This is a genomic window from Streptomyces sp. DSM 15324 (assembly GCF_001514285.1).
Lineage (GTDB): Bacteria > Actinomycetota > Actinomycetes > Streptomycetales > Streptomycetaceae > Streptomyces.
On record NZ_KQ949035.1, the window covers coordinates 82,194 to 104,474 of the forward strand.

Sequence of the window (22,281 nt, forward strand, 5' to 3'; positions counted from 1 at the left end):
GGAAGGGGTCATTTGCGGCCAGGTGTCCAGTTCATGCCCCAGTTGTAGACGCGGTCGACGGTCCGCTGCGGGCTGACCCCCCGCTCGGGCACGAGGTAGCGGGCCTCGCGCTGGACGATCAGGTCGCCGCCCTGTTGCGTGATCAGCGCGAGCGCGCACACGGTCGAGGGAACGGTGCACTCGTCGAGGGCGAAGTCGACCGGGGCGCCGAACTGGGGCAGCAGCGTGACCGTCGCGTGCAGGTCCGCGAAGGAGCGTGCTCCTTCGTAGATGGTGACGAAGACGAGGATGCGCCGGAAGTCGTTCCTGTGGTCGAGGTTGATCGTGAGGTTCTCGCCGTCGGCGACGGCCCCGGTGCGGTCGTCGCCGTCGAGGTGGATGTACGGCGGCTGGTGCAGCGCTCCGAAGGCGTTGCCGAGGGCCTGCACGACCCCCTTGCGGCCGTCGGTCAGCTCGAACAGGGCGCACAGGTCGAGGTCGAGGTCGTTGTGCAGGGCGACGGCCCGCCCGCGCTTGCTGCCCCAGCCCGAGAACTGCCTGCGCACCTCCCAGTTGAGGTTGACGCGCATGACCCCAGAGGTGCCGCCCTGTTTGCTCAGGGACACGGCGGGGGCGGCCTTGGTGAGCGTCACCTTGGTCAGCCGGACGGGGGCGGCGGGCGGGGCGGGCGGCGGCGGAGTCTGGTGGACGGGCGGGGGCACGGTGACCGGCAGCGCGGGCAGGGTCGGCTGGGCGGCCGGGGGCGGCGGGGGCGTGGCCGTGAGCGGCGGGGACGGCGGCTGAGGAGGGGACCAGGACTGAGGCGTGGACGGGGGCTGAGGCGTGGCCAGGGGCTGAGGAGAGGACGGCGGCTGAGGAGGGGCCGCGTGCTGCGGCTCGTCGACGGTGATGCCGAAGTCCGTGGCCAGTCCCTCCAGGCCGGTCGCGTACCCCTGCCCGACGGCACGGAACTTCCAGGCACCCTGGCGGCGGTAGAACTCACCCAGCACGAAGGCGGTTTCGACCGTGGCGCCGGTGCTGTCGAACCGTGCGGCTACGGTGCCCAGCGCCGCGTCCCGCACCTCGATGTAGAGGTCGGGCAGCCGCGCGAAGCTGCCGCCGTCGGCGGATGCGGCCAGCACGACGGTCTCGATCGAGGGCTCCACGCGCGCGAGGTCGACGAGCAGGACGTCGGTCACCCGGCCGCCGGCGGTGCTCTTGCCCTCGTGGCGGACCGCTCCGGAGGAGTGGGCCGGCTGGTTGTAGAAGACGAAGTCGGAGTCGGACCGCACCTTCCCGCCCACCAGCAGCAGCGCCGAGGCGTCCGCGTCGGGCACCCCGGGCCCCGAGCGCCAGCCCAGCTCGACCCGTAGCGCCGTGGTCGGCACCGGGGTGTTGGAACCCTTCGGCATCGACATGTCCGCCCCCCTCGACCTCCGCTGCGCCGGGCCGTGTGCCGGCGCCTCTCGTCTGTCTACCCGGTCAACTTATTCGGCGGGACGGCGCAGGCCCAGGAAAGGCACCGGAACGACCCCGCCCGACCCGTCGGTAACCCGCCCGGAACTCGGCTTTTACACGATCAGAGGCCTGCCTGGCGCCCCTTTTTCCCATGTTCGCTCGCATTGGGGATCCGACGGCACTGCCGACACGGAAATCAACCCTCTTATCGGTCTCCCCAACCAGCACATCGTGGGCTTAACTTATGGCCATGACCTCCCCCCGCTCCACCTATGGCGGCTACTACTCCGCCTTCCCGGACACCCCGATCTACGACTCGCTCGTGGCCGAGCGAGGCACCCCGCAGATCGCCCCGATCCGGGTCCCCGCCGCCTACGACACGCCGAGCAGCAGCAACCTGCCCGCGCTGCCGTCGGCACTGCCCGCCCTCCCGGCGGGCCCGTCGCAGGCGTCGTACGGCTACCCGCAGGCGCAGCAGCCCTCGCCGCTCCAGCAGGCGCCCGCGGCGTACATCCCGCCGCAGGCCGCCGCGCCCCGCGGTTACCCGGGTCCGCAGATGCCGCAGATGGCCCAGCAGCCGCGCCCGGCGGCGACCGGGATGGGCTACGAGGCCATGCGCCCCGCCGCTCCCCGGCCGGCCACGCCGCAGTACCAGGACCCGTACAACAACCAGCAGTACCGCGGCTACTGATCCGCCCGGGGTCGCCCCGCCCGCCTGGCAGGATGACCTCATGCGGAACGCGCACCTGCTGTCCATCCATCGGTATCCGGTCAAGGCGTGCCGGGGCCAGGCGCCCCGGGAGGCCGTCGTGGAGCCCTGGGGGCTGGCCGGAGACCGACGCTGGGCGCTGATCGACGACGGGGGAAAGGTCGTCACGCAACGCCAACAGCCGCGCCTGGCACGGGTCGCCGCCGCACTCGTGCCCGGCGGCGTCCGGCTGTCCGCGCCCGGCCTGGAGCCGCTGACCGTGGCGGTGCCCGAGCCGATGGATCCGGTCACGCTGGAGATCTTCCGGGACAAGGTGGAGGGGGTCCTCGCCGACGCCGAGGCGCATGCCTGGTGCAGCGCGTATCTCGGCGTCGGCGTCCGCCTGGTCCACATGGACGATCCCGCGACCCGTCGGCCCGTCGATCCCGCGTACGCGCTGCCCGGCGAGACCGTCAGCTTCGCCGACGGCTATCCGCTGCTCCTCATCACGGTCGCCTCGCTCGACGCCCTCAACACGCTGATCGCCGAGGGCGACCACGCCGCCGAGGGTCCGCTGCCGATGGACCGTTTCCGGCCGAACCTGGTCGTGTCGGGCACCGAGCCCTGGGCCGAGGACGGCTGGTCACGGGTGGAGATCGGCGAGGTCGCCTTCCGGATCGCCAAAGCCTGCGGACGGTGTGTCGTCACCACCACCGACCAGCGCACCGCCGGACGCGGCCGGGAACCCCTGCACACCCTCGGCCGGCACCGCCGGATCGACGGCAGGCTCGTGTTCGGCCAGAACCTGGTCCCCCTCGGCCGCGGCACCGTCCGGATCGGCGACCCGGTCCGGGTGACCGGCTGAATCCGGCCGCGCTGCGCACCGCCTCGACCGCGGGAACCTCCACCGGGTGCCGACGCGTTGGGCTTTCGTGAGAAGTCCATGAGAGGTCCGGGCGTGGGTGATTTCGCTCTCTCTTCACCCGGGTTCCCGCGTGGACGGCTCCGGCGGGGGTTATCACGGAGCGGGAAGGGGGTGCGGACGGTGCGAGCGATCGGTGGAATCTGGCGCTGGCGGCACAATCCGCTGCGCCGCGGGACGGATCTGGTCGAGGCCTGGGTGGCGCTGTCGGCGCTGCTGCTGATCCTGCTCGTGGCGCCCGTCGTGGGCTCCCTGATCGGCGCGGTCGCCCAGGACTCCCTGCAACAGACGGTCCGTGAGCAGCGCCGGGCCCGGCACGAGATCACGGCCACGGTCGTGCGCGGGGAGGGCTCCTCGCCGCTGGAGGCCGATCCCGAGGCCGCCTCCGGGCGGGAGGCGCGCAGCCGGGTCCTCGCCGCCTGGACCGCGCCGGACGGCACCCACCGGCACGGCACGGTGCTGGCCGCCCTGAAGACCCCGCACCGCGGCGACCACTTCGCGATATGGACGGACACGCGGGGCACCCTCGTGGCCCGGCCGCTGGACTCCGCCACCGCGACGACACACGCGGTGCTGGCCGGATTCGGCGCGTCCCTGCTGACGGCCGGCGCGGTCGAGGGCGGCCGACGGCTGATCCTCTGGCGCATGGTCCGCCGCCGGTACGCCCGCTGGGACCAGGCGTGGGACCGCGCGGGCCCGGACTGGGGCCGTACAGGTACCGGTAGCTGACGTCGTTCGGTCAGTGGTCAACCCACCGCCCGCGCGCACGCTACGGTGGTCCGGCCGGATGATGCATGATTCGGCATCAAACCCGCGTACGACGAGGTGGGGGCACAACAACGCCATGGCACAGGGCACGGTCCAGGTGACGCACACCGGCACATCGAGGTGGCGCCGCCGCACGGGTGAGTACGCATCGCTCGCCGCCGCCCTGGAGGCCGCGGCCGAGGGCGACGTCCTCACCATCGCTCCCGGCACCTACCGGGAGAACCTCGTCGTGCAGCGGTCGGTGACCCTGCGCGGCCCCGAGGGCTCGCCCGGCTCCGTACGGATCGCTCCCGTCGACGGGGTGCCGCTGACGGTGTGCGCGTCGGCGGTGGTGCAGGACCTGCACGTGGAGGGCCAGGACGCGGCCGCCCCCGCGGTCCTCGTCGAGGAGGGCACGCCGGAGCTGCTCGACCTGCGGATCGTCACGCGGTCCGCCACCGGCATCGAGGTGCGCGGCAACGCCCGTCCCACGCTGCGCCGGTGCACGGTCGACAACCCGGCCGGCATCGGGATCGCCGTGGTCGACGGCGGCGGCGGTGTCTTCGAGGAGTGCGAGGTCGTCGCGGCCGGGCAGGCGGGCGTCCTGGTCCGCGGGGGCGCGCACCCCCGCCTCGAGCGCTCCCGCATTCATCACGCCTCCGGTACCGGAGTGAGCGTCACCGGGGACAACTCCGGCCTCGAAGCGGTGGGTTGCGAGATCTACGAGGTCCGGGGCAGCGGGGTGCAGGTCACCGCCCGGGCCACCGCGCACCTCACCGACTGCGCCGTGCACCGCACCACCGCCGACGGTGTCACGCTCGACACGGACGCGGTGCTGACGCTGGCCGACTGCCGAATCCACGACATCCCGGAGAACGCGATCGACCTCAGGTCGCGCTCCGTGCTGACGCTGACCCGTACGACGGTGCGTCAGTTCGGCCGCAACGGACTGTCGGTGTGGGACCCGGGCACCCGGGTCGACGCCAACCAGTGCGAGATCTTCGACAGCACCGGGGACTACCCGGCCGTCTGGGTCAGCGACGGCGCGACCGCCGTCCTCGACTCCTGCCGGGTGCACGACGTGCCGGACGCGCTGTTCGTCCTCGACCGCGGTTCGCGTGCGGACGTCATCGACAGCGATCTGACGCAGGTGCGCAACACGGCCGTGTCGGTGAGCGACGGAGCGACCGCCCAGCTCGACGACTGCCGGATCCGGGAGGCCGCGACCGGCGCCTGGTTCCGCGACCACGGCAGCGGCGGCACCCTCAACAACTGCACGGTGGACGGCGTCCAGACGGGGGTGATCGTCACCAAGGGCGCGGACCCCACGGTGGAGCGCTGCACGGTCACCTCCCCCGCCGAGGCCGGCTTCTACGTCTCCGCCGGGGGCCGGGGCAGCTTCCTGAACTGCCGGGTCACCGACAGCGGGGGCTACGGCTTCCATGTCATAGACGGTTGCCGGGCGACCCTGCGCAGATGCCGTACGGAGCGCTGCGCGCGCGGGGGGTACGAGTTCGCGGAGACCGGGGCCGACGGGGCGCCCGGTGCGGGAGCCGTGGTCGAGGACTGCACCAGCGACGAGAGCGCAGGCCTGCGGACCGCGGCGAGCCGGGAGACGGCCGTGCAGACGACCTCCGCCGGAGTGGGTCTGCTCGGTCCGATCCCCGAGCAGCGGGTGACCGTGCCGGAGCCGCAGGCGGCGCCGGCCGAGGCCGGGACGGAGGTGCCGGTGCGGACGTCCCTGGACGTGCTGGGCGAGCTCGACGCGCTGGTGGGCCTGGAGAGCGTCAAGCGCGAGGTACGGGCGCTGACGGACATGATCGAGGTGGGCCGGCGCCGGCAGCGGGCGGGCCTGAAGGCGGCCTCGGTCAAGCGCCACCTGGTGTTCACGGGCTCCCCCGGCACCGGCAAGACGACGGTCGCCCGCCTGTACGGCGAGATCCTCGCGGCCCTGGAGGTGCTGGAGAAGGGCCATCTCGTCGAGGTGTCCCGGGTCGACCTCGTCGGCGAGCACATCGGGTCCACCGCCATCCGTACCCAGGAGGCGTTCCAGCGGGCGCACGGCGGGGTGCTGTTCATCGACGAGGCGTACGCGCTCTCGCCGGAGGACGCGGGCCGGGACTTCGGCAAGGAGGCCATCGACACGCTCGTGAAGCTGATGGAGGACCACCGGGACTCCGTGGTGGTGATCGTGGCGGGCTACACGGCCGAGATGGAGCGGTTCCTGACCGTCAACCCGGGTGTGGCGTCCCGTTTCTCACGGACCATCACCTTCGGCGACTACGGCCCGGACGAGCTGCTGCGGATCGTGGAGCAGCAGGCCGAGGAGCACGAGTACCGGCTGGCGCCGGGCAGCGCCGAGGCTCTGCTGAAGTACTTCACCGAGATCCCCAAGGGCGCCGCCTTCGGCAACGGGCGTACGGCCCGCCAGACGTTCGAGGCGATGGTGGAGCGGCACGCGAGCCGGGTCGCCCAGCTCGCCGAGCCGAACACGGACGACCTGACCCTGCTGTTCGTGGAGGACCTGCCCGAGCTGCCCTGACCCGGGCTCTCAGGCGCGCTGCCCGGGCAGTTGTGGGCTCAGCCGGGCCAGCAGGCGGGCGCGTTCCTCGGCGAAGGCCGGGTCCGCCTGGTAGTCGGAGTGGCCGAGGACGGGCGCGGGCAGCGGGTGTTCGGCGGTGCGGCCGTACGCCAGCGGGTCCGCGAGGGGCGCGCGGTCCACCTCGGGGCCGCAGTCGTCGCCGGTCAGGCGTACCGGGCCGCCGATGGGGTCGGTAAGGCGGTACAGGTTGCGCCAGCAGTCGATGTCCCGGTGCAGGGCGGCGAGCGCGGCGGGGCCGAAGTGGGCCGGGAACCAGCGGCCGTAGAGGCGCTCGATCGGGGAGCCGTAGGTCAGCAGGGCGACCCGCTTGCGGTCGGACGGTTTCAGCTGCCAGGCGGCGGCCGCGGCGAGGACGCTGCCCTGGGAGTGCCCGGAGAGGACGAGTCGCCCGCCGGTGGCACGCGTCCAGCCGGTGATCCGCCAGGTGAGGTCGGGCACCGCGCGCTCGGCGTAGCAGGGCGGGGCGAAGGGGTGGGCGGCGCGCGGCCAGAAGGTGCCCACGTCCCACAGGATGCCGATGGTGCGCCGTGCGGCGGCGTCCTTGTAGGCGCGCCGGCCCCAGGTGACGAAGAGGAGGAAGCCGAGGCCGATCAGCCAGGAGCCGAGCGCCTGCGCGGCCTGGGCGGCGCCGTGGACGAGGGAGCCGGCCGCCGCCGTGGCCCGGACCGGCGTCTCACCGCTCACGGAGGCCCCGACGAGGGCGCCCGCGCCGAGGAACAGGGTCGAGGTGGCGGTCACGGCGACGAGGAGGGGCCCGCGGTCGGTGAGCGCGGCCATCGACCGGGTGCGGGCGATGCGGCGGGTGCGGGCCGGGTCGCCGGGGTCGGCGCGGTACTCCCGGACCACCGCGGCCCGCTCGGCCCGGGTGAGCTGCCAGGTCCGCCGCCCGAGCAGGGCGCACAGCACCGCCAGGACGGCGAGCAGCACGGGGATCACGGACGCCTGCCAGGTCAGCAGCACCGGCGGACCGGCGATCGAGGTCCCGGTCCCGTCCAGCCAGTCCGCGACCCGCTGCGCCACCCCGCCGGACATCACCCCGCCCAGCGCGCAGGCCAGCATCACGACAGCGGGCCCGCCCAGCCCCCGCAGCGCGGACCGCTCCCCGTCCCCCGGCCGGGCCGCGGCGGCCGGACCCGCCGGGTCCGGCGGGGCGGATTCTCCGGGCTCCGGCCGCCGGGACACGGAGTCGACCGGGGCCCCTCCCTGAGGAGGTACCGCGACCGCGGCGCCCCTCCCCTGGCCCGTGCGGTCCCGGCGGCCCCGGTGCAGGGCGCGGGCGACGGCGGCCAGGGTGAGGACGAGGGTGCCCTGGGCGAGGGCGAGGGCGCCGAAGGCCGGGTCGCCTGCCAGGCGGCCGGAGGAGTGCCAGTGCGGGCGGCTCCAGGCGGTGTAGAGGAGGGTGAGGGCGAGGAGGGCGAGGGCGGTGAGGGGGAGGCGGTGGACGAGGTGGGCGTCGAGGGTGCGGTCGAGGCGGTTCTCGCTGCGGCCGCGCCGGCACACCACCCAGACCACGGCGAGCGCTCCGGCGGCCAGGGACACCTCCAGCAGCCGGCCGAGCGCGTCCAGGACGGCGGGGCCGCCGGGCCGGTGGTCCTCGCGGGCGGTGGCCGTACCGACCGCCGCGGCCACCGTGAGCAGCCCCGCCGCGGTGTGCGCGGCGCGCAGCCGGGCGACGAGACGGCGGCCGTACCAGAAGCCGGGGCGGCTCAGCGCCGTGTGGACGGGGCCGTGCTCGGGCTCGGGAACGCGGTCGAGCGGTTCCTGGGACTCGTACGCCCGCCAGGTGCGGTGGGAGAGGTACCACAGGAGGCCGGTCAGGGCGGTCGGGACCAGGGCCGCGAGGGCGAGGCGGCGGCCCGGCGTGCTCCACCAGCCGCCGTGCGAGCCGCCGGGGGACAGAAAGCCCAGCCAGGAGTGGCGGGCGGCGCACGCGCGGGTGCCGGCGCACTGCCAGGCGGTGAGGTCGAGGGCGACCTCGCAGGCCGCCGCGACGAGGAGGACCGTCAGGCTGAGGCCGGCGAGCCGGACGAGCAGGCCGTAGAGGCGGACCGCACGGGTGCCCTCGCGGGCCGCGGGGCGCATCCAGTGGGCGAGGTTGACCACCATGAACGGCAGCAGTAACAGCCACAGCGCACGGGTGCCGTTGCCGGAGGTCAGGTTGGACCAGACGTACGCCTCGGGGACCGGCCGCCCGTCGGGTGCGCCGGAGGGCGCGTTGGCGTCGGCCGCCGGGGCGTCCGCATCGGCGTCCTCGGCCCGGCGGTAGACCGCCGCCGTCTCGTCGCCGGTGATCCGTACCGTGCGCGGATCGTTCAGCATCTTCTCGGGCGTGGCGCCGCCCACGCCGTGGACCAGGAGTTCCAGGGCCGCTCTGCCCGTCGAGGCGCCTTCCACCATGTGCACTCCCCCCTGACACGCCGCATCGCTGTGTCCGCGCGGGCACAGGATCTCCGCTCCGGCGGGCGTCCACACCCCGGCACACCGAATCTCCCCGATCCGTGCGACACGGGAACTTCACGGCTCCGGTCGGCATGCACGCGTCGGGGGCTGGCACGGTCGGGGTCCTGTCGTGCGAGGATGGGACGCCCGCGCACCCGGGACCGGTGAGAATCCTCTCGTCGCAGCAGGTGAGCGGGCCTGTCGAACCGCCGAGGAAAGGACCGGAGCGTACGTGAGCGAGAATCAGAACCTCCTCGCGGAGCAGCGCCGCTCCCTGATCCTGGACGAGGTGCGCCGCCGGGGCGGCGTCCGTGTCAACGAGCTGACCCGCAAACTCGGCGTGTCGGACATGACGGTCCGCCGCGACCTGGACGCGCTGGCCCGGCAGGGTGTGCTGGAGAAGGTGCACGGCGGCGCGGTCCCGGTGGTGGAGGCGAGCACGCACGAGCCCGGCTTCGAGGCGAAGTCGGGGCTGGAGCTGACCGCCAAGGAGGACATCGCGCGGGCCGCCGCGGAGCTGGTCGCGCCGGGGAGCGCGATCGCGCTGTCGGGCGGTACGACGACCTATGCGCTGGCCCACCAGCTGCTCGAGGTGCCGGACCTGACCGTGGTGACGAACTCGGTGCGGGTGGCCGACGTCTTCCACGTGGCGCAGCGCACCTCGGGCCCCCGGCAGGGCGCGGCGACGGTGGTGCTGACCGGTGGGGTGCGCACCCCGTCCGACTCGCTGGTGGGGCCGGTCGCCGACCAGGCCATCGCGGCGCTCCACTTCGATCTGCTGTTCCTCGGGGTGCACGGGATATCCACCGAGGCGGGGCTGTCCACGCCGAACCTGGCGGAGGCCGAGACCAACCGGCGCCTGGTGCACTCGGCGCGCCGGGTCGTGGTGGTCGCCGACCACACCAAGTGGGGTGTGGTGGGGCTGAGTTCGTTCGCGGCCCTGGAACAGGTCGACACCCTGGTCACGGACGGCGGGCTGCCGGGCGCGGCCCGCGCGGAGATCTCCGAGCACCTGCGGCGGCTGGTCGTCGCCGGTGAGAACGGCGCGGGGGAAGACATCTGACGGGGTGACGGCTAGGGTGGCGGCTCCGTCGACCGAGGGGGTCCGTGTCGCCATGGTCCGTCGTCTGCGTCCCGAGGGCCTCGACTTCGTCGGGGCCGCTCCCGTCCGGCTGGGCTTCACCCGTGACCTGTCCGCCGCGCCGGAGCGGGTCTTCCGTGCACTGGCCTCGGACGTCTCCGGCTGGGCCGCGTGGTTCCCGGCGGTCTCCTCGGCCGAGCCGCTGGCCGAGGGCGCGGGGCGGGACGTACGACTGCGGGGTGGCGCGCGGTTCCGGGAGACGGTCCTCGCGGCGAAGGAGCCCGAGCTGTACGCCTACCGGGTGGACCTCACCAACGCGCCGGGGGTGCGGGCGCTGGTCGAGGAGTGGCGGCTGGCGCCGGCCGGGGCGGGGACCCGGGTGCGGTGGACGTTCGCCGCGGACGGGCCCGTGGTGGTGCGGGGTGCGCTGCGGCTGGCGGGCCCGGGGCTCGGGCTGTCGTTCCGGGATGCGATGGGCCGGCTGGAACGGCGGCTCGCGGCGGGTTCGTAGCGCGGCGCGCCCGGCTCATTCCGGCCAGACGCCGGTCGCCAGGAGCGACTCGATGGCCGCCGTGTAGGGCGCGATGTCCAGACCCTGTGCGGCCAGCCAGGCGTCGGAGTAGTACTTGTCGAGGTAGCGGTCGCCGGGGTCGCACAGCAGGGTGACCACACTGCCGCGCCGGCCCTCGGCGACCATCTCGGCGACGATCTTGAGCGCGCTCCACAGTCCGGTGCCCGTGGAACCGCCCGCCTTGCGGCCGATGACCTGCTCCAGGGCCCGTACTGCGGCGACGCTGGCCGCGTCCGGGACCTTCATCATGCGGTCGATGGCACCCGGGACGAAGCTCGGCTCCATCCGGGGCCGTCCGATGCCCTCGATGCGGGAGCCGCAGTCGTAGGTGACGTCCGGGTCGCCGGTGGTCCAGCCTTCGAAGAAGCAGGAGTTCTCGGGGTCGGCGACGCAGATGCGGGTGTCACGCTGGGTGTAGTGGACGTACCGGGCGATGGTCGCGGAGGTGCCGCCGGTGCCGGCCGTGGCGACGATCCAGGCGGGCTCCGGGAACCGCTCCGACTCCAGCTGGCGGAAGACGGATTCGGCGATGTTGTTGTTCCCACGCCAGTCGGTGGCCCGCTCGGCGTAGGTGAACTGGTCCATGTAGTGGCCGCCGGTGTCCGCCGCGAGGCGGGCCGACTCCTCGTACATGGTGCGCGGGTCGTCGACGAAGTGACAGCGGCCGCCGTGGAACTCGATGAGGCGGATCTTCTCGGCGCTCGTGGTGCGGGGCATGACGGCGATGAAGGGCACGCCGACGAGCTTGGCGAAGTACGCCTCGGACACGGCGGTGGAGCCGCTGGAGGCCTCGATCACCGGGCGGTCCGGCCGGATCCAGCCATTGCACAGGCCGTACAGGAACAGCGAGCGGGCGAGGCGGTGTTTGAGGCTGCCGGTGGGGTGGGTGGACTCGTCCTTGAGGTACAGGTCGACACCCCAGTCGGCGGGAAGGGGGAAGTGGAGGAGATGGGTGTCGGCCGTGCGCTGGGCGTCGGCCTGCACCTTTCGGACGGCCTCTTTCAGCCAGTCGCGGTAGAAGGTGTCGCTGTGGTCGACGTCGAGGGTGGCGCCGGTCCTGGTCTGCTGGGGGGTGGTCACGGCAGAAGCTCCTTACACGCATCGCGCCGACGGGCGCCCGAGGCGGCCGGCACACCGATCATAGGCACCTTCCGTACCGCTTCTCACCTGCATAAACACCCCTTTGGGAACCTCAAAGGGGTCCTGGGACGACAGTGCGGGCGCACGGGGGGCGCATTCACGCGAGTGCTCCTGAAGGGCGTGGTCGGCGGGGCGTACGCACTGGTGCTCGACGCCGGGCGGGGGCAGACTGCACCCGGCGGGGCGCGGCTCCCGGTCAGGGCGTACGCCCCTGCGCGGCGCGGGTCCCGGACGGGGGCGCACACTGGATCACCGAGGCGACGAGTTCGCTCACGCGAGGACGACCGCAAGGGGGCGGGAAGGCATGGCGGAGCCGGAGTTCACGGCGACGGGCGTGCGGATCGGGAAGAGACTGCGTTCGCTCACCCGGGCCGGGCAGGTCCGGATCAGCGGCGGCAGGCTGGAGTTGCTCACCAGTTACGGCAGCGAGATCGACAGCGCGCCGGTGCAGGCGGTCCGCGCCTCCCGGCCCTGGTTCGCCCCGGAGGACCGGGCGTTGGCCGACCTCAACGGCAACCGGTACCTGCTGACCCTCGGCGAGCACGACCCCGCGCCGGGGGAGCCGGGGCCGCCCGCGGCCCGCCGGTTCATCGAGGCCGTACGGAAGGCGGCGGGGCACTCCCGCTGAGGCGAGGCAGCCGAGCAGCCGCGGGCCGTGCGAGTTGCGCCGCGGGACCCCCTGAGTCACGCTGTTCTCACGTCACTCTGGGTTTACCGGCGATAACGCTGCGAACCAGCCCGCCGGGCACCGCAGCAGGCGGCCGCCTCGCGCAGCAGCTCTGCTCCATCGATCCGAACTCCGTGTTCTTCCGGACCTCAGTCGGGGAGTCGCAGCCGTGATCAGCAACCCAAGCAGGCACTGCACGGTGGAGCTCCAAGCCCTGCCGTCGCGGATCGGCCAGGTCCGCAGAATCGTATCGGCGCAGTTGCGCTACTGGCATCTGGATCCCCTCATAGACCGGGCCGCGCTCGGTGTGACGGAGCTGTTGACCAACGTCCACCTGCACGCCCGGCCCGACAAGACGTGTGTCGTGGAGATGGAGCTGCTGCTGGACCGGCTCACCGTCTCCGTCCGCGACCGCGATCCGCGGCTGCCGGTTCCGGCGGACGTCCCGGAGACCGGGACCCTCAGCACCTGTGGGCGCGGCCTCGCCATGGTGGCCGCGATGAGCGAGAGCTGGGGCGCGCGGCCCGACGGGGAGTCCGGCAAGGTGGTCTGGTTCACGCTGCCCGCGTCGGCCGCGGTGCCGGAGCGGTCGGCGCGTCCGCCGCGCCGTACACCCCGGGAGCAGGTCGTGTCCCCGTTCCCCGAGGTGGTCGCGGTGGACGTCCACCGTTCCTCCCACGCTCCCGCCCGGTCCGCCGTCGTCGGCTGACCGGGCGGTGACCCGCCGCCACCGGGGGCCTTCCGTACGGTCATTCGGCGGCGACGGCCCGCAGTACGTCCAGGCGGGCCGCGCGCCGGGCCGGGCGCAGTCCGGCGAAGGCACCGGCGGCGAGGCCCACGAGGGCGACGACGGCGAGCCGGGCGGGCGGCAGCGCGAAGGCGAACGCGCTGTCGCCCGCCCCGTCGGAGGCCCGCACCAGCACCCAGCCCAGGAAGGTGCCGAGCACCAGACCGCCCGCCGTACCGAAGGCGGCGACCAGGACCGACTCCCAGCGGACCATGGCCCGCAGCTGGGACCGGGTCTGGCCGACGGCCCGCAGCAGGCCGAGTTCGCGGGTGCGTTCGTGGATCGCCAGCGTCAGGGTGTTGGCGATGCCCAGGAGGGCGATCAGGACCGCGAGGGCGAGCAGGGCGTAGACGAGGGTGAGCATCATGTCGATGCCGCCGGCCGACGAGGCCGCGTACGCGTCGCGGGTCTGCACCTCGGGATTGCCGTAGCGTGCGGCGACCCGCTCGACGGCCGCCCTGCCCTGCGCGGTGCTCACGCCGTCCTTGAAGGAGACGGCGATCAGGGTGTCGGCGTCCTGGGTACGGTGCGGGGCCCAGGCGGCGCGGGTGATGACGTAGTCGCCGGCGAGTTCCGACTGCCCGTAGACGGCTCGGACGGTGAAGGTCCGCCGCTGTCCGTCGGTGAAGGCGAGCCGGGCCCGGTAGCCGACCCGCAGCCCCCGCCGTCCGGCCTCCGCGCGGGTGACGGCGAGTCCGTCGGTGCCGAGGGCGCGCAGGTCGCCGCGTACGGTGCCCAGGTCGAAGGTGCGGGCCAGGGCCACCGGGTCGGTCACGGTCAACGCACGTCCCTCGCCGTCGACTTCGGCGACGCCGCGGCCGAGCCCGACGGCGGTGTCGACCTCGGGGAGCGCGCCGATCGCGGGGGCCAGCCGCGGGCTCAGCCCGCTGCCGCCCGCGCCGAAGGACGGGGTGCTGACGGCCACGTCGCCCGCGAAGGACCGGGAGACGGTCTGATCCGCCGTGGCCTTCAGCGACGCCCCGAACACGGTGAACAGGGACACCACGGCCACGCCGATCATCAGGGCGCTCGCGGTGGCGGCCGTCCGCTCCGGACTGCGCAGGGCGTTGCGCCGGGCGAGGGCTCCGGTGACGCCGCGCAGCGGGCCCAGGGGGCTGCCCAGGACCCGTACCGCCGCGCCGGAGGCCGCCGGGCCGAGGACGACGAAGGCGGCCAGGGCGAGGACGGCGCCCAGTGCTGCCGTCAGGACGGAAGGGGAGAGGAGGACGCCGGTCAGCGTCGTGGCGAGGGCCAGGGCCAGCAGTGACGCACCGAGAACGGCGCGCGGCCGGGAGGCGCCGGTGGTGTCGGCGGCGCTCTCGCGCAGCGCGGCCAGCGGGGCGGTGCGTCCGGCGCGCACAGCGGGCAGCAGGGCGGACCCGAGGCAGACCAGGACGCCGACCGCGAGGGGGATGCCCAGCGACAGGCCGCTGATCACCAGATCGCCCTCGGGGAAGGGGAACCCGATGGCCGGGAACAGTGCCTGGAGTCCGGCCGCGATCCCGATGCCCCCGGCCAGTCCGGCCGCGGAGGCCGTCAGGGCGACGGCGCTCGCCTCGGCGAGCGTGGCCGCGGTGACCTGGCGGCGGGAGGCGCCGAGGGCGCGCAACAGGGCGTTCTCCCGGGTGCGTTGGGCGACGACGATGGCGAAGGTGTTGTGGATGGAGAACGTCGCGACGAGCAGGGCGACTCCGGAGAAGACCAGCAGGAACGTCGTGAAGACCGTGAGGAACCGGCCGGCGATCATGTCGGTGTTCTCCCGCGCCGCCTCCTGCCCGGTGATGGCCTCGACGCCCCGGGGAAGCACGGGAGTCAGCCGGTCGACCAGCTCCGCCTGGCTCACTCCGGACTCGGCGCGGACCACGATGCGCGCGGCTTGACCGGGCCGGGCGGTGAGGTACTTCTCGGCGTCGGCCCGGGTCATGCCGGTGTAGGTCACCTGGGCCATGCCGTCCTCACTGCCGAAGGTGGCGAGCCCGACGATCGTCACCCGCACCGGGTCGGGGGTGCGCAGGACGGTCGTGTCGCCGATCCCCAGTCCGCCCCGCTCGGCGGTGCCGCGGTTGACGACGACCTCGCCGGACCGGGCGGGGAGCCGGCCCTCGGCGAGCCGGTACGGATTGAGTTTCGGGTCGGCGATCCAGTTGCCGGCGAGGGTGGGCGGGCCCTGGCCCCCGATCGGCGTGCCGTCGGCGCCGACGAGCTGGCCCGCGCCCTGGATGTCCGGAGCGGCGGCCGCCACCCCCGGTACCTTCTCCAGGGCCGTAACGAGGGAGGTGTCCACCGGCCGCCGTACGCCCTGGCTCTCGCCGGGGGTGGTGAGGGCGTCGGCGCCGCGGACGACGGCGTCGGTGCCGGCGGTGGCGCTGCCGAACATCGAGTCGAAGCTCGCGCGCAGGGTGTCGCCCATGACGAGCGTTCCGGCGAGGAAGGCCACGCCGAGGAAGACCGCGAGGAAGGTGCCGGCGAACCGCCTCCCGTGCGCCGTCAGGGAGGTGAGACCGAGCCTCAGGGAAGCGTTCATGACAGCACCTCGAAGGCTTTCATGCGGTCCAGGACGCGGTCGGCGGTCGGGGACTCCATCCGGTCGACGAGCCGTCCGTCGGCGAGGAAGACCACCTCGTCGGCGTGGGCGGCGGCCACCGGGTCGTGGGTGACCATCACGACGGTACGGCCGGTGCGGCGCACGGTCCGGGCGAGGAGCCCGAGGACCTCTCCCCCGGTGCGCGAGTCGAGGTTGCCGGTGGGCTCGTCGGCGAAGACGACGTCGGGACGGCCGGCGAACGCCCGGGCCACGGCGACTCGTTGCTGCTGTCCGCCGGAGAGCTGCGCGGGCCGGTGGTGCAGTCGGTCACGCAGACCGACGGTGTCGACCAGCGCGTCGATCCACTCGGCCTCGCCCGTGGCACCCGCGAGGTCCAGCGGGAGCCGGATGTTCTCCTCGACGGTCAGGGTGGGGACCAGGTTGAACGACTGGAAGACGAACCCGACCCGGTCACGGCGCAGCAGGGTGAGGCGGCGGTCGTCGAGGGCGCCCAGCTCGGTGTCGCCGATCCAGGCGGCGCCGGAGGTGAGCGTGTCCAGGCCCGCCGCGCAGTGCATCAGGGTGGACTTGCCCGAGCCCGACGGGCCCATGATCGCGGTGAAGCGTCCGGCCGGGAAGGCCACGCTCACCCCGTCCAGCGCCCGTACGGCGGTGTCGCCGACGCCGTACACCTTGACGGCGTCGGCGACACGGGCGGCCGTCGTGAGGGCGGTCGCGGTGGTCACAGCGCGCCGCCCTTCCGGCCGAACTGCTCGTCCAGGACGGACAGCCGGCGCCAGTACTCGTCCTCGTCGATCTCGCCGGAGGCGAAGCGCCGGCCGAGGACGGCGAGGGGCGAGTCGCCGGTGGGCCGGTCGACCGGCCGCCAGGGGCCGCGCCGACCGCGCCACACCGTGCGGCGCAGCAGGGTGACGACGCCGGCCACGACGGCCGCCCAGATCAGCGGGAGGAACAGGATCCAGGGGCCGGGGCCGCCGCCGTCCCAGTTCGCCAGGGTGTACATCTCGGGTCATCTCCTCGGTGCTTTCCGCGGTGGGGTTTCCTCGGTGCTGCGATGCCTCGAGAATCCCGCCGGGAGGGGGCCCGGGTCGTCGTGCGGGCGGCGGCAGTGCGGGTACCTCCCGGGGAGTACACGCCGGGTCCCGGGACTGCTCCGGACGCGGCGGGCGGGTGGCCTGATCTTGTCGGTTCCTGTCCTGCCGGGGCGCTGTCGGTCGCCGTACGGTCCGCGAGCATGGCCGGTGACGGAGAGACCCCGCGGACGAGGAGTGCACGGTCATGGCCCTGGAGATGCGTAAGCGCTGCGAGCGCTGTGCGACGGCTGTTCTGCCGCCCGACGGACCGGCGCTGATCTGCTCCTACGAGTGCACGTTCTGCGGGCCGTGCGGCGAGGCGCTGCGGGGTGTCTGCCCCAACTGCGGCGGCGAGCTGGTGTCCAGGCCGCGCCGGGCCGCCGCGGCCTGACGGCGGCCCGGGCCGCGGCGCGCGGGCGCCGCACGCGCCTCGCGCGGGGCGGGCGGCGACGGCGGCGTCCGGCGCGGTGGCGGTCGAGGTGCTGCGCCGCGTCAGGCGGACGGCTTCTCGTCGAAGCTCGCGAAGTAGGCCGCCGCCATGTCCTCGTCGGCGTGTCCCTGCGCGGCCGCCCGCTCCAGGCGTTCCGCGCTCGCGGCCGCCACGTCGAGGCGGACGCCGCCCGCGCGGCCGGCCTCGACGATCAGCCGGGCGTCCTTGGCCGCGGTGTCCACGGCGAACTGGGGCGGGGTGAGCCGCCCGTCGAGGATCATCCCGGCCTTGGCCCGCAGATAGCCCATGTCCAGCGGGCCGCCCTCGATCAGCCCGAAGAACGCCGCCGGGTCGACGTCGAGCGCCTGAGCGAGGGCGAGCACCTCGCCGGTCGCGGCGGTCGCGGCGAGGACCCAGCTGTTGGCGACCAGCTTCAGCCGCGTGGCGCTGCCCGCGCCGCCGTCCTCGCCGGTCCAGACGGTGCGCGCGCCGACCGCGTCGAAGACGGGCGCGACCGTGTCCCGGTGCGCGGCCGGGCCGGCCGCGAGGACCGTCAGCTGCCCGGCCTCGGCGGGCTGGCGGGTGCCCAGCACCGGCGCGTCGAAGAAGACGAGCCCGTGCTCCCGGGCGAAGGCGGCCAGGTCGCCGACGGCCGTGAGGCCGGCGGTGGTGGACTGCACCCAGGCGGCGCCGGGGCGCAGGGCGGGAGCGGCCTCGCGCAGGACCTCCAGGGCGGAGGGACCGTCGTAGAGCATGGTCAGGACGACGTCCGCGTCCCGGACGGCCTCGGCGGGGGTGTCGGTGACGGTGACGCCGTCGGCGGCCAGCGGCTCGGCCTTGGCGCGGGTGCGGTTCCAGGCGCGGACGGGGTGTCCGGCGCGGACGAGGTTGCGGGCCATGGCGGCACCCATGATGCCGGTGCCGAGGACAGTCACGGTGGTCTGGTGGCTCATGCCGTCAACCTACTTCGACGCGGCGCTCATGCGGCCGTCCCGCGGCCCCGGTGACCTCCCCCGTCCGGGCGGACCGCGCCGAGGCGGAGGGCCGGGCGGGTGAGCGGTGCGCCGCGCCGCGGGACGGGCCTTTGATCTCCGACGTCAGCGGGCGGGCCGCCCCGGTGCGGCCGGATGACGGGTCTACGGGGCGCGCAGGGCTCGGGAGCCCGGAGGGCTCGGCGGGCTCGGGGGGCTCGGCGGGCTCGGGGGGCTCGGCGGGCTCCGGGGGGCTCGGCGGGCTCCGGGGCCCGGAGGCCCGGAGGGCCCGGGGGCCCGGGGGCCCGGAGGGCTCGGGGCTCGGGGCTCGGGGGCTCGGCGGCCTCCCCTGCACAGAGCCTCGTCCCGGGACCCAGCGCAGGACGCCGTGGCGGCACCCCACGCAGAGCTCCGTCCCGGCCCGGAGGGCTCGGGGGCCGGTTCGGCGGGCCGGGAGCGGCCGGATGACGGGTCGACGGGCTCGCAGGGCCCGGCGGTCGCGGGGACCCGGCCGTCTCGGGGACCCGGCCGTCTCGGGGACCCGGCCGTCTCGGGGACCCGGCCGTCTCGGGGACCCGGCCGTCTCGGGGACCCGGCCGTCTCGGGGACCCGGCCGTCTCGGCGGCCCGGCCGTCTCGGCGGCCCGGACGGCTCGGCGGCGGTCTCGGGGGCCCGGACGGCTCAGGGGCCCGACGAACTCGGCGGGCTGGGTACGAAGGGGCCCGACGGGCTCGGGGGCCCGACAGGCTCGGCGGCGGGCTCGGGGGCCCGACAGGCTCGGCGGGCTCTACGAGCTCGGGGGGCCCGACAGGCTGGGTACGAAGGGGGCCGTGGACCCTCGCCGGCGAGGGTGGGAGTGAGCGTGGTTCAGGCCGCGCTCAGCGCCCCGAGGGGGTCGTCGAGCACCGGCTGCCAGGCCAGCTCGGCCGCTCCGACCAGGCTGTTGTGGGCGAGGGTGCAGGCGAGGATGGGGACACCGCCGCTGCGGCCCCACAGGCTGCGGTCGGCGACGACCGCGCGCAGCCGGTCGGGGTCGGCGTCGAGCAGGGTGCGGTGCAGTCCGCCGAGGATGATCCGGTCCGGGTTGAGGATGTTCACCAGGCCCGCGAGTCCGAGGCCGAGCCGGTCGATGAGGGCCTCGGCGGCCGCACGGACGAACGGGTCGCCGTACTCCTCGCGGATCAGCTCGTTGGCCTGGTGGAGCAGCGAGCCCTCGGGTCCGGGCTCGCGGCCGGCGGTCGTCAGGAGGGCCAGCGGGTCGGCCTCGACGTCGAGGCAGCCGCGGCCGCCGCAGTGGCAGGGGCGGCCCTCGGGGTTGACGGTGAGGTGCCCGACCTCCAGGGCGAGTCCCGAACTGCCCGTGTGCAGACGCCCGTCGAGGACGAGCGCGCCGCCGACGCCCCGGTGCCCGGTGGCCACGCACAGCAGGTCGCGGGCGCCGCGGCCGGCGCCGTGCCGGTGTTCGGCGAGGGCGGCGAGGTTGACGTCGTTGCCGACGAAGGCGGGGCCGGTGATCCCGGCGGCCCGGACGCGTTCGGCGAAGACCTCCCGCACCGGCGCCCCCACCGGCCAGGCCAGGTGCAGGGGGTTGAGGGCCAGCCCCTCCGGTTCGGTGACCGCCGACGGCACGGCGAGCCCGGCGCCCACGCACCGGCGGCCGGTGCGCCGCAGCAGGTCGGCACCGGCGTCCATGGCGGCGCCGAGCACCTTCGCCGGGTCGGCGTCCACGGTCTCGCAGCTGGGGGTGGTGGCGACGATCCGGCCGCCGAGGCCGACCAGCGCGGCCCGGAACCCGTCGGCGTGCACCTGGGCGGCCAGGGCGACCGGGCCCTCCTCGGCGAGTTCGAGCCGGTGCGAGGGCCGGCCCTGGGAGCCGGCGGCGGCACCGGGCCGCGCGTCGACCCGGATCAGCCCGAGCGCCTCCAGCTCCGAGGCGACGGCGCCGGCCGTGGCGCGGGTGACGCCGAGTTCCGCGGTGAGCACGGAGCGGGTGGGCGCCCGGCCGGTGTGCACGAGCTCCAACGCGGGCCCGAGCGCACCGCGCCCCCGGTCCAACCGCGCCCTCGAGGTGGTTCCTTCCCCCGCCGGCCGGGGGTCCGCGTCGCCGCTCATGAGGGGGAGTCTCCCATGATCCGTTCGTCAGCCGGTGCCGGGCGTCCGCGGGAAGCCGCTCACCCGGAGCGTGAGGTTCAGCCGTCCCGTCAGGCCCAGTCCCGCCGGTGCCGTGCCCGGCAGGACGCGCGGCACCCCGTGGTAGGCGAGCCGGGAGGCCCCGCCGAACACGAACAGGTCGCCGCTGCGCAGTTCCACGTCGGTCCAGGGCCGGGTGCGGGTCTCGGTGTTGCCGAAGCGGAACACGCAGGTGTCGCCGAGGCTCAGGGACACCACGGGCGCGTCGGAGCGTTCGTCGGCGTCCCGGTGCAGCCCCATACGGGCGTCGCCGTCGTAGAAGTTGACCAGCGCGATGTCGTACGGCGCCGCGGCCACCGCCCGCGGTCCCAGCGCGTCGGCCACCGCGCGCCGCCCCAGCTCGCCGAGCCAGTCCGGGAACGGCTTCACCGGTGTACCGTCCCCGTCGACGACCGTGCGGGCGTAGGCGTACGGGTACCAGTGCCAGCCCAGACAGACCTGGCGGGCGGTCATCGTGCCGCCGCCGGGCGTGCGGACCGTGCGCAGGCCGGCCGGGGGCCTCGCCCAGACGCGGCAGGCTTCGAGGAGGTCCGCCTGCCGGTCCGCGTCGAGCCAGTCGGGCACGTGCACCGCGCCGGGCGCGATCCGGGCCCGCTGCCGGGGAAACAGCTCGCCGTCCATGCGGCCATCCTCCCCCATCGCACCGACACCGGGCCTGAGCTGCGGCTGGGCTAGCCTTGGGGCACCATGAACGACCGTATGACGACGCCGTGGGGCGAGGTCGCCCTGGCCCGCTTCCCCGAGGATCCGCGCGACCGGCTGCGTGCCTGGGACGCCTCCGACGCGTATCTGCTGCGGTATCTCGCGCAGCAGGACGTGCCCCTGACCGGCACGGTCGTGGTGCTGGGCGACCGCTGGGGCGCGCTCGTCACGGCGCTCGCGGCGCACCACCCGGTGCAGATCACCGACTCCTGGCTGGGGCAGGAGGCCACCCGGGCGAACCTGGCGCGGGCCGGTGCCGGGCCCGGCACGGTACGGCTGCTCACCACCCAGGACCCGGTGCCCGAGCGGATCGACCTGCTCCTGGTCAGGGTGCCGAAGAGCCTGGCGCTGCTGGAGGACCAGTTGCTGCGGCTCGCGCCCGCCGTCCACCCGGGCACGGTTGTGATCGGCACCGGCATGGTCAAGGAGATCCACACCTCCACCCTGAGGCTGTTCGAGCGGATCCTCGGCCCGACCACGACCTCGCTGGCCGAGCAGAAGGCGCGGCTGATCTTCTGCACGCCCGACGCCTCGCTGTCCCGCCCCGCGAACCCGTGGCCGTACGTCTACGACCTTCCCGGCGGCCTCGGAGCGCTCTCGGGCCGCCCGGTCGTCAACCACGCGGGAGTCTTCTGCGCCGACCGGCTGGACATCGGCACCCGGTTCTTCCTGCAGCACCTGCCGCGCACGGACGGCACCGGCAGGGTCGTGGACCTCGGCTGCGGGAACGGGATCGTGGGGACGGCGGTGGCGCTGGCCGACCCGCGGACGGAAGTGCTGTTCACCGACGAGTCGTTCCAGGCGGTGGCCTCGGCGGAGGCGACCTTCAAGGCCAACGGGGTGCCGGGGCATGCCGAGTTCCGGGTCGGGGACGGGCTGACCGGGGTGCCGGACGGCAGTGTGGACGTCGTCCTGAACAATCCGCCGTTCCACTCCCACCAGGCGACCACCGACGCGACGGCCCGCCGGATGTTCACGGGTGCCCGGCGGGTGCTGCGGCCGGGCGGGGAGCTGTGGGTGGTGGGCAACCGGCATCTGGGCTACCACATGACGCTGAAGCGGCTGTTCGGGAACTGCCGACTGGTGGCCGGGGACCCGAAGTTCGTGGTGCTCAAGGCGGTCAGACGCGGATGACCAGGCGCAGGGTCCGCTCCACGGTCCGGGCCGGCGCCTCCCGGCCCACCGCAGGCTGACGGCGCAGGTCGACTACGGCCGGATCGGCGCCCGGGTACGCCCGGCTCACGCCCGTCGGGGCCCGGTGGAGTGGGGTGCCGATGTCCACCTCGGTG

20 protein-coding genes are annotated in these 22,281 nt (G+C 74.6%); 10 read left to right on the forward strand and 10 right to left on the reverse strand.

Annotation, left to right across the window (positions count from 1 at the left end; genetic code table 11):
• Positions 1-8: 8 nt before the first annotated feature.
• Positions 9-1,391, reverse strand: a complete 1,383-nt coding sequence (locus tag AQJ58_RS33130; RefSeq protein ID WP_067257126.1) for a TerD family protein — start codon at positions 1,389-1,391, stop codon at positions 9-11.
• 296 nt (positions 1,392-1,687) lie between these two features.
• Between AQJ58_RS33130 and AQJ58_RS33135 the strand changes: the two genes are divergently transcribed.
• From AQJ58_RS33135 to AQJ58_RS33150, 4 genes are all read left to right on the forward strand, one after another.
• The gene (locus tag AQJ58_RS33135) at positions 1,688-2,128 is read left to right on the forward strand and encodes a DUF6643 family protein (RefSeq protein WP_067257128.1); all 441 of its coding nucleotides are present in this window, start codon (positions 1,688-1,690) and stop codon (positions 2,126-2,128) included.
• 40 nt (positions 2,129-2,168) lie between these two features.
• Entirely contained in the window at positions 2,169-2,990 is an 822-nt protein-coding gene (locus AQJ58_RS33140; protein ID WP_067256862.1) for an MOSC domain-containing protein, read from the forward strand.
• A gap of 180 nt (positions 2,991-3,170) precedes the next feature.
• Entirely contained in the window at positions 3,171-3,776 is a 606-nt protein-coding gene (locus tag AQJ58_RS33145) for an Rv1733c family protein (protein ID WP_067257131.1), read from the forward strand.
• A gap of 115 nt (positions 3,777-3,891) precedes the next feature.
• The gene (locus AQJ58_RS33150) at positions 3,892-6,336 is read left to right on the forward strand and encodes a right-handed parallel beta-helix repeat-containing protein (protein WP_067256864.1); all 2,445 of its coding nucleotides are present in this window, start codon (positions 3,892-3,894) and stop codon (positions 6,334-6,336) included.
• A 9-nt stretch (positions 6,337-6,345) separates the two neighbouring features.
• Here the strand turns inward: AQJ58_RS33150 and AQJ58_RS33155 are convergent, their stop codons facing one another.
• Positions 6,346-8,793 carry an alpha/beta hydrolase family protein gene (locus AQJ58_RS33155; protein ID WP_067256865.1) on the reverse strand — a complete coding sequence of 816 codons (2,448 nt, stop codon included), beginning with the start codon at positions 8,791-8,793 and terminating at the stop codon, positions 6,346-6,348.
• A 274-nt stretch (positions 8,794-9,067) separates the two neighbouring features.
• Between AQJ58_RS33155 and AQJ58_RS33160 the strand changes: the two genes are divergently transcribed.
• The gene (locus AQJ58_RS33160; RefSeq protein WP_067256867.1) at positions 9,068-9,898 is read left to right on the forward strand and encodes a DeoR/GlpR family DNA-binding transcription regulator; all 831 of its coding nucleotides are present in this window, start codon (positions 9,068-9,070) and stop codon (positions 9,896-9,898) included.
• A gap of 52 nt (positions 9,899-9,950) precedes the next feature.
• A complete protein-coding gene (locus AQJ58_RS33165) occupies positions 9,951-10,427 on the forward strand; it encodes an SRPBCC family protein (RefSeq protein WP_067257134.1) in 477 nt (158 codons plus the stop codon).
• 15 nt (positions 10,428-10,442) lie between these two features.
• Here the strand turns inward: AQJ58_RS33165 and AQJ58_RS33170 are convergent, their stop codons facing one another.
• Positions 10,443-11,567: an L-cysteine desulfhydrase Cds1 gene (locus AQJ58_RS33170; protein WP_067256868.1), complete on the reverse strand. Its 1,125-nt coding sequence runs from the start codon at positions 11,565-11,567 to the stop codon at positions 10,443-10,445.
• Positions 11,568-11,931: 364 nt separating this feature from the next.
• Between AQJ58_RS33170 and AQJ58_RS33175 the strand changes: the two genes are divergently transcribed.
• Positions 11,932-12,255, forward strand: coding sequence for a hypothetical protein (locus tag AQJ58_RS33175; RefSeq protein ID WP_055634135.1), 324 nt, complete (start codon positions 11,932-11,934; stop codon positions 12,253-12,255).
• Positions 12,256-12,463: 208 nt separating this feature from the next.
• Entirely contained in the window at positions 12,464-13,003 is a 540-nt protein-coding gene (locus tag AQJ58_RS33180) for an ATP-binding protein (RefSeq protein WP_199844745.1), read from the forward strand.
• 40 nt (positions 13,004-13,043) lie between these two features.
• Here AQJ58_RS33180 and AQJ58_RS33185 read toward each other — a convergent pair whose 3' ends face one another.
• The 3 genes from AQJ58_RS33185 to AQJ58_RS33195 are packed head-to-tail and all read right to left on the reverse strand — an operon-like array spanning position 13,044 to position 16,629.
• A complete protein-coding gene (locus AQJ58_RS33185; protein ID WP_067256870.1) occupies positions 13,044-15,605 on the reverse strand; it encodes an ABC transporter permease in 2,562 nt (853 codons plus the stop codon).
• Complete coding sequence (locus AQJ58_RS33190) at positions 15,602-16,351, reverse strand: ABC transporter ATP-binding protein (RefSeq protein WP_067256871.1); 750 nt, start codon at positions 16,349-16,351, stop codon at positions 15,602-15,604. Before AQJ58_RS33190 ends, AQJ58_RS33185 begins: the two co-directional genes overlap by 4 nt.
• Positions 16,348-16,629 carry an SHOCT domain-containing protein gene (locus AQJ58_RS33195; RefSeq protein WP_067256873.1) on the reverse strand — a complete coding sequence of 94 codons (282 nt, stop codon included), beginning with the start codon at positions 16,627-16,629 and terminating at the stop codon, positions 16,348-16,350. Before AQJ58_RS33195 ends, AQJ58_RS33190 begins: the two co-directional genes overlap by 4 nt.
• Positions 16,630-16,904: 275 nt before the next feature.
• On the opposite strand from AQJ58_RS33195, the gene AQJ58_RS33200 reads away from it, so the two are divergent.
• Entirely contained in the window at positions 16,905-17,090 is a 186-nt protein-coding gene (locus AQJ58_RS33200) for a DUF1272 domain-containing protein (protein WP_067256875.1), read from the forward strand.
• A 101-nt stretch (positions 17,091-17,191) separates the two neighbouring features.
• On the opposite strand, the gene AQJ58_RS33205 is transcribed toward AQJ58_RS33200, so the two are convergent.
• The 3 genes from AQJ58_RS33205 to AQJ58_RS33215 all read right to left on the reverse strand — a co-directional run bounded on the left by AQJ58_RS33205 (position 17,192) and on the right by AQJ58_RS33215 (position 20,911).
• Positions 17,192-18,082 (reverse strand): NAD(P)-dependent oxidoreductase, encoded by an 891-nt coding sequence (locus AQJ58_RS33205; RefSeq protein WP_067256876.1) that lies wholly within the window; start codon positions 18,080-18,082, stop codon positions 17,192-17,194.
• A gap of 885 nt (positions 18,083-18,967) precedes the next feature.
• A complete protein-coding gene (locus AQJ58_RS33210; RefSeq protein ID WP_067256878.1) occupies positions 18,968-20,212 on the reverse strand; it encodes an ROK family protein in 1,245 nt (414 codons plus the stop codon).
• 27 nt (positions 20,213-20,239) lie between these two features.
• Entirely contained in the window at positions 20,240-20,911 is a 672-nt protein-coding gene (locus AQJ58_RS33215) for an alpha-ketoglutarate-dependent dioxygenase AlkB family protein (protein ID WP_067256880.1), read from the reverse strand.
• Between the two features lie 78 nt (positions 20,912-20,989).
• Here AQJ58_RS33215 and AQJ58_RS33220 point away from each other — a divergent pair, with 78 nt between their 5' ends.
• Positions 20,990-22,126 carry a methyltransferase gene (locus AQJ58_RS33220; RefSeq protein WP_067256882.1) on the forward strand — a complete coding sequence of 379 codons (1,137 nt, stop codon included), beginning with the start codon at positions 20,990-20,992 and terminating at the stop codon, positions 22,124-22,126.
• Here the strand turns inward: AQJ58_RS33220 and AQJ58_RS43565 are convergent.
• Entirely contained in the window at positions 22,113-22,274 is a 162-nt protein-coding gene (locus tag AQJ58_RS43565) for a hypothetical protein (RefSeq protein ID WP_159056362.1), read from the reverse strand. The two genes, AQJ58_RS33220 and AQJ58_RS43565, sit on opposite strands and share 14 nt — an antisense overlap.
• Positions 22,275-22,281 lie beyond the last annotated feature (7 nt).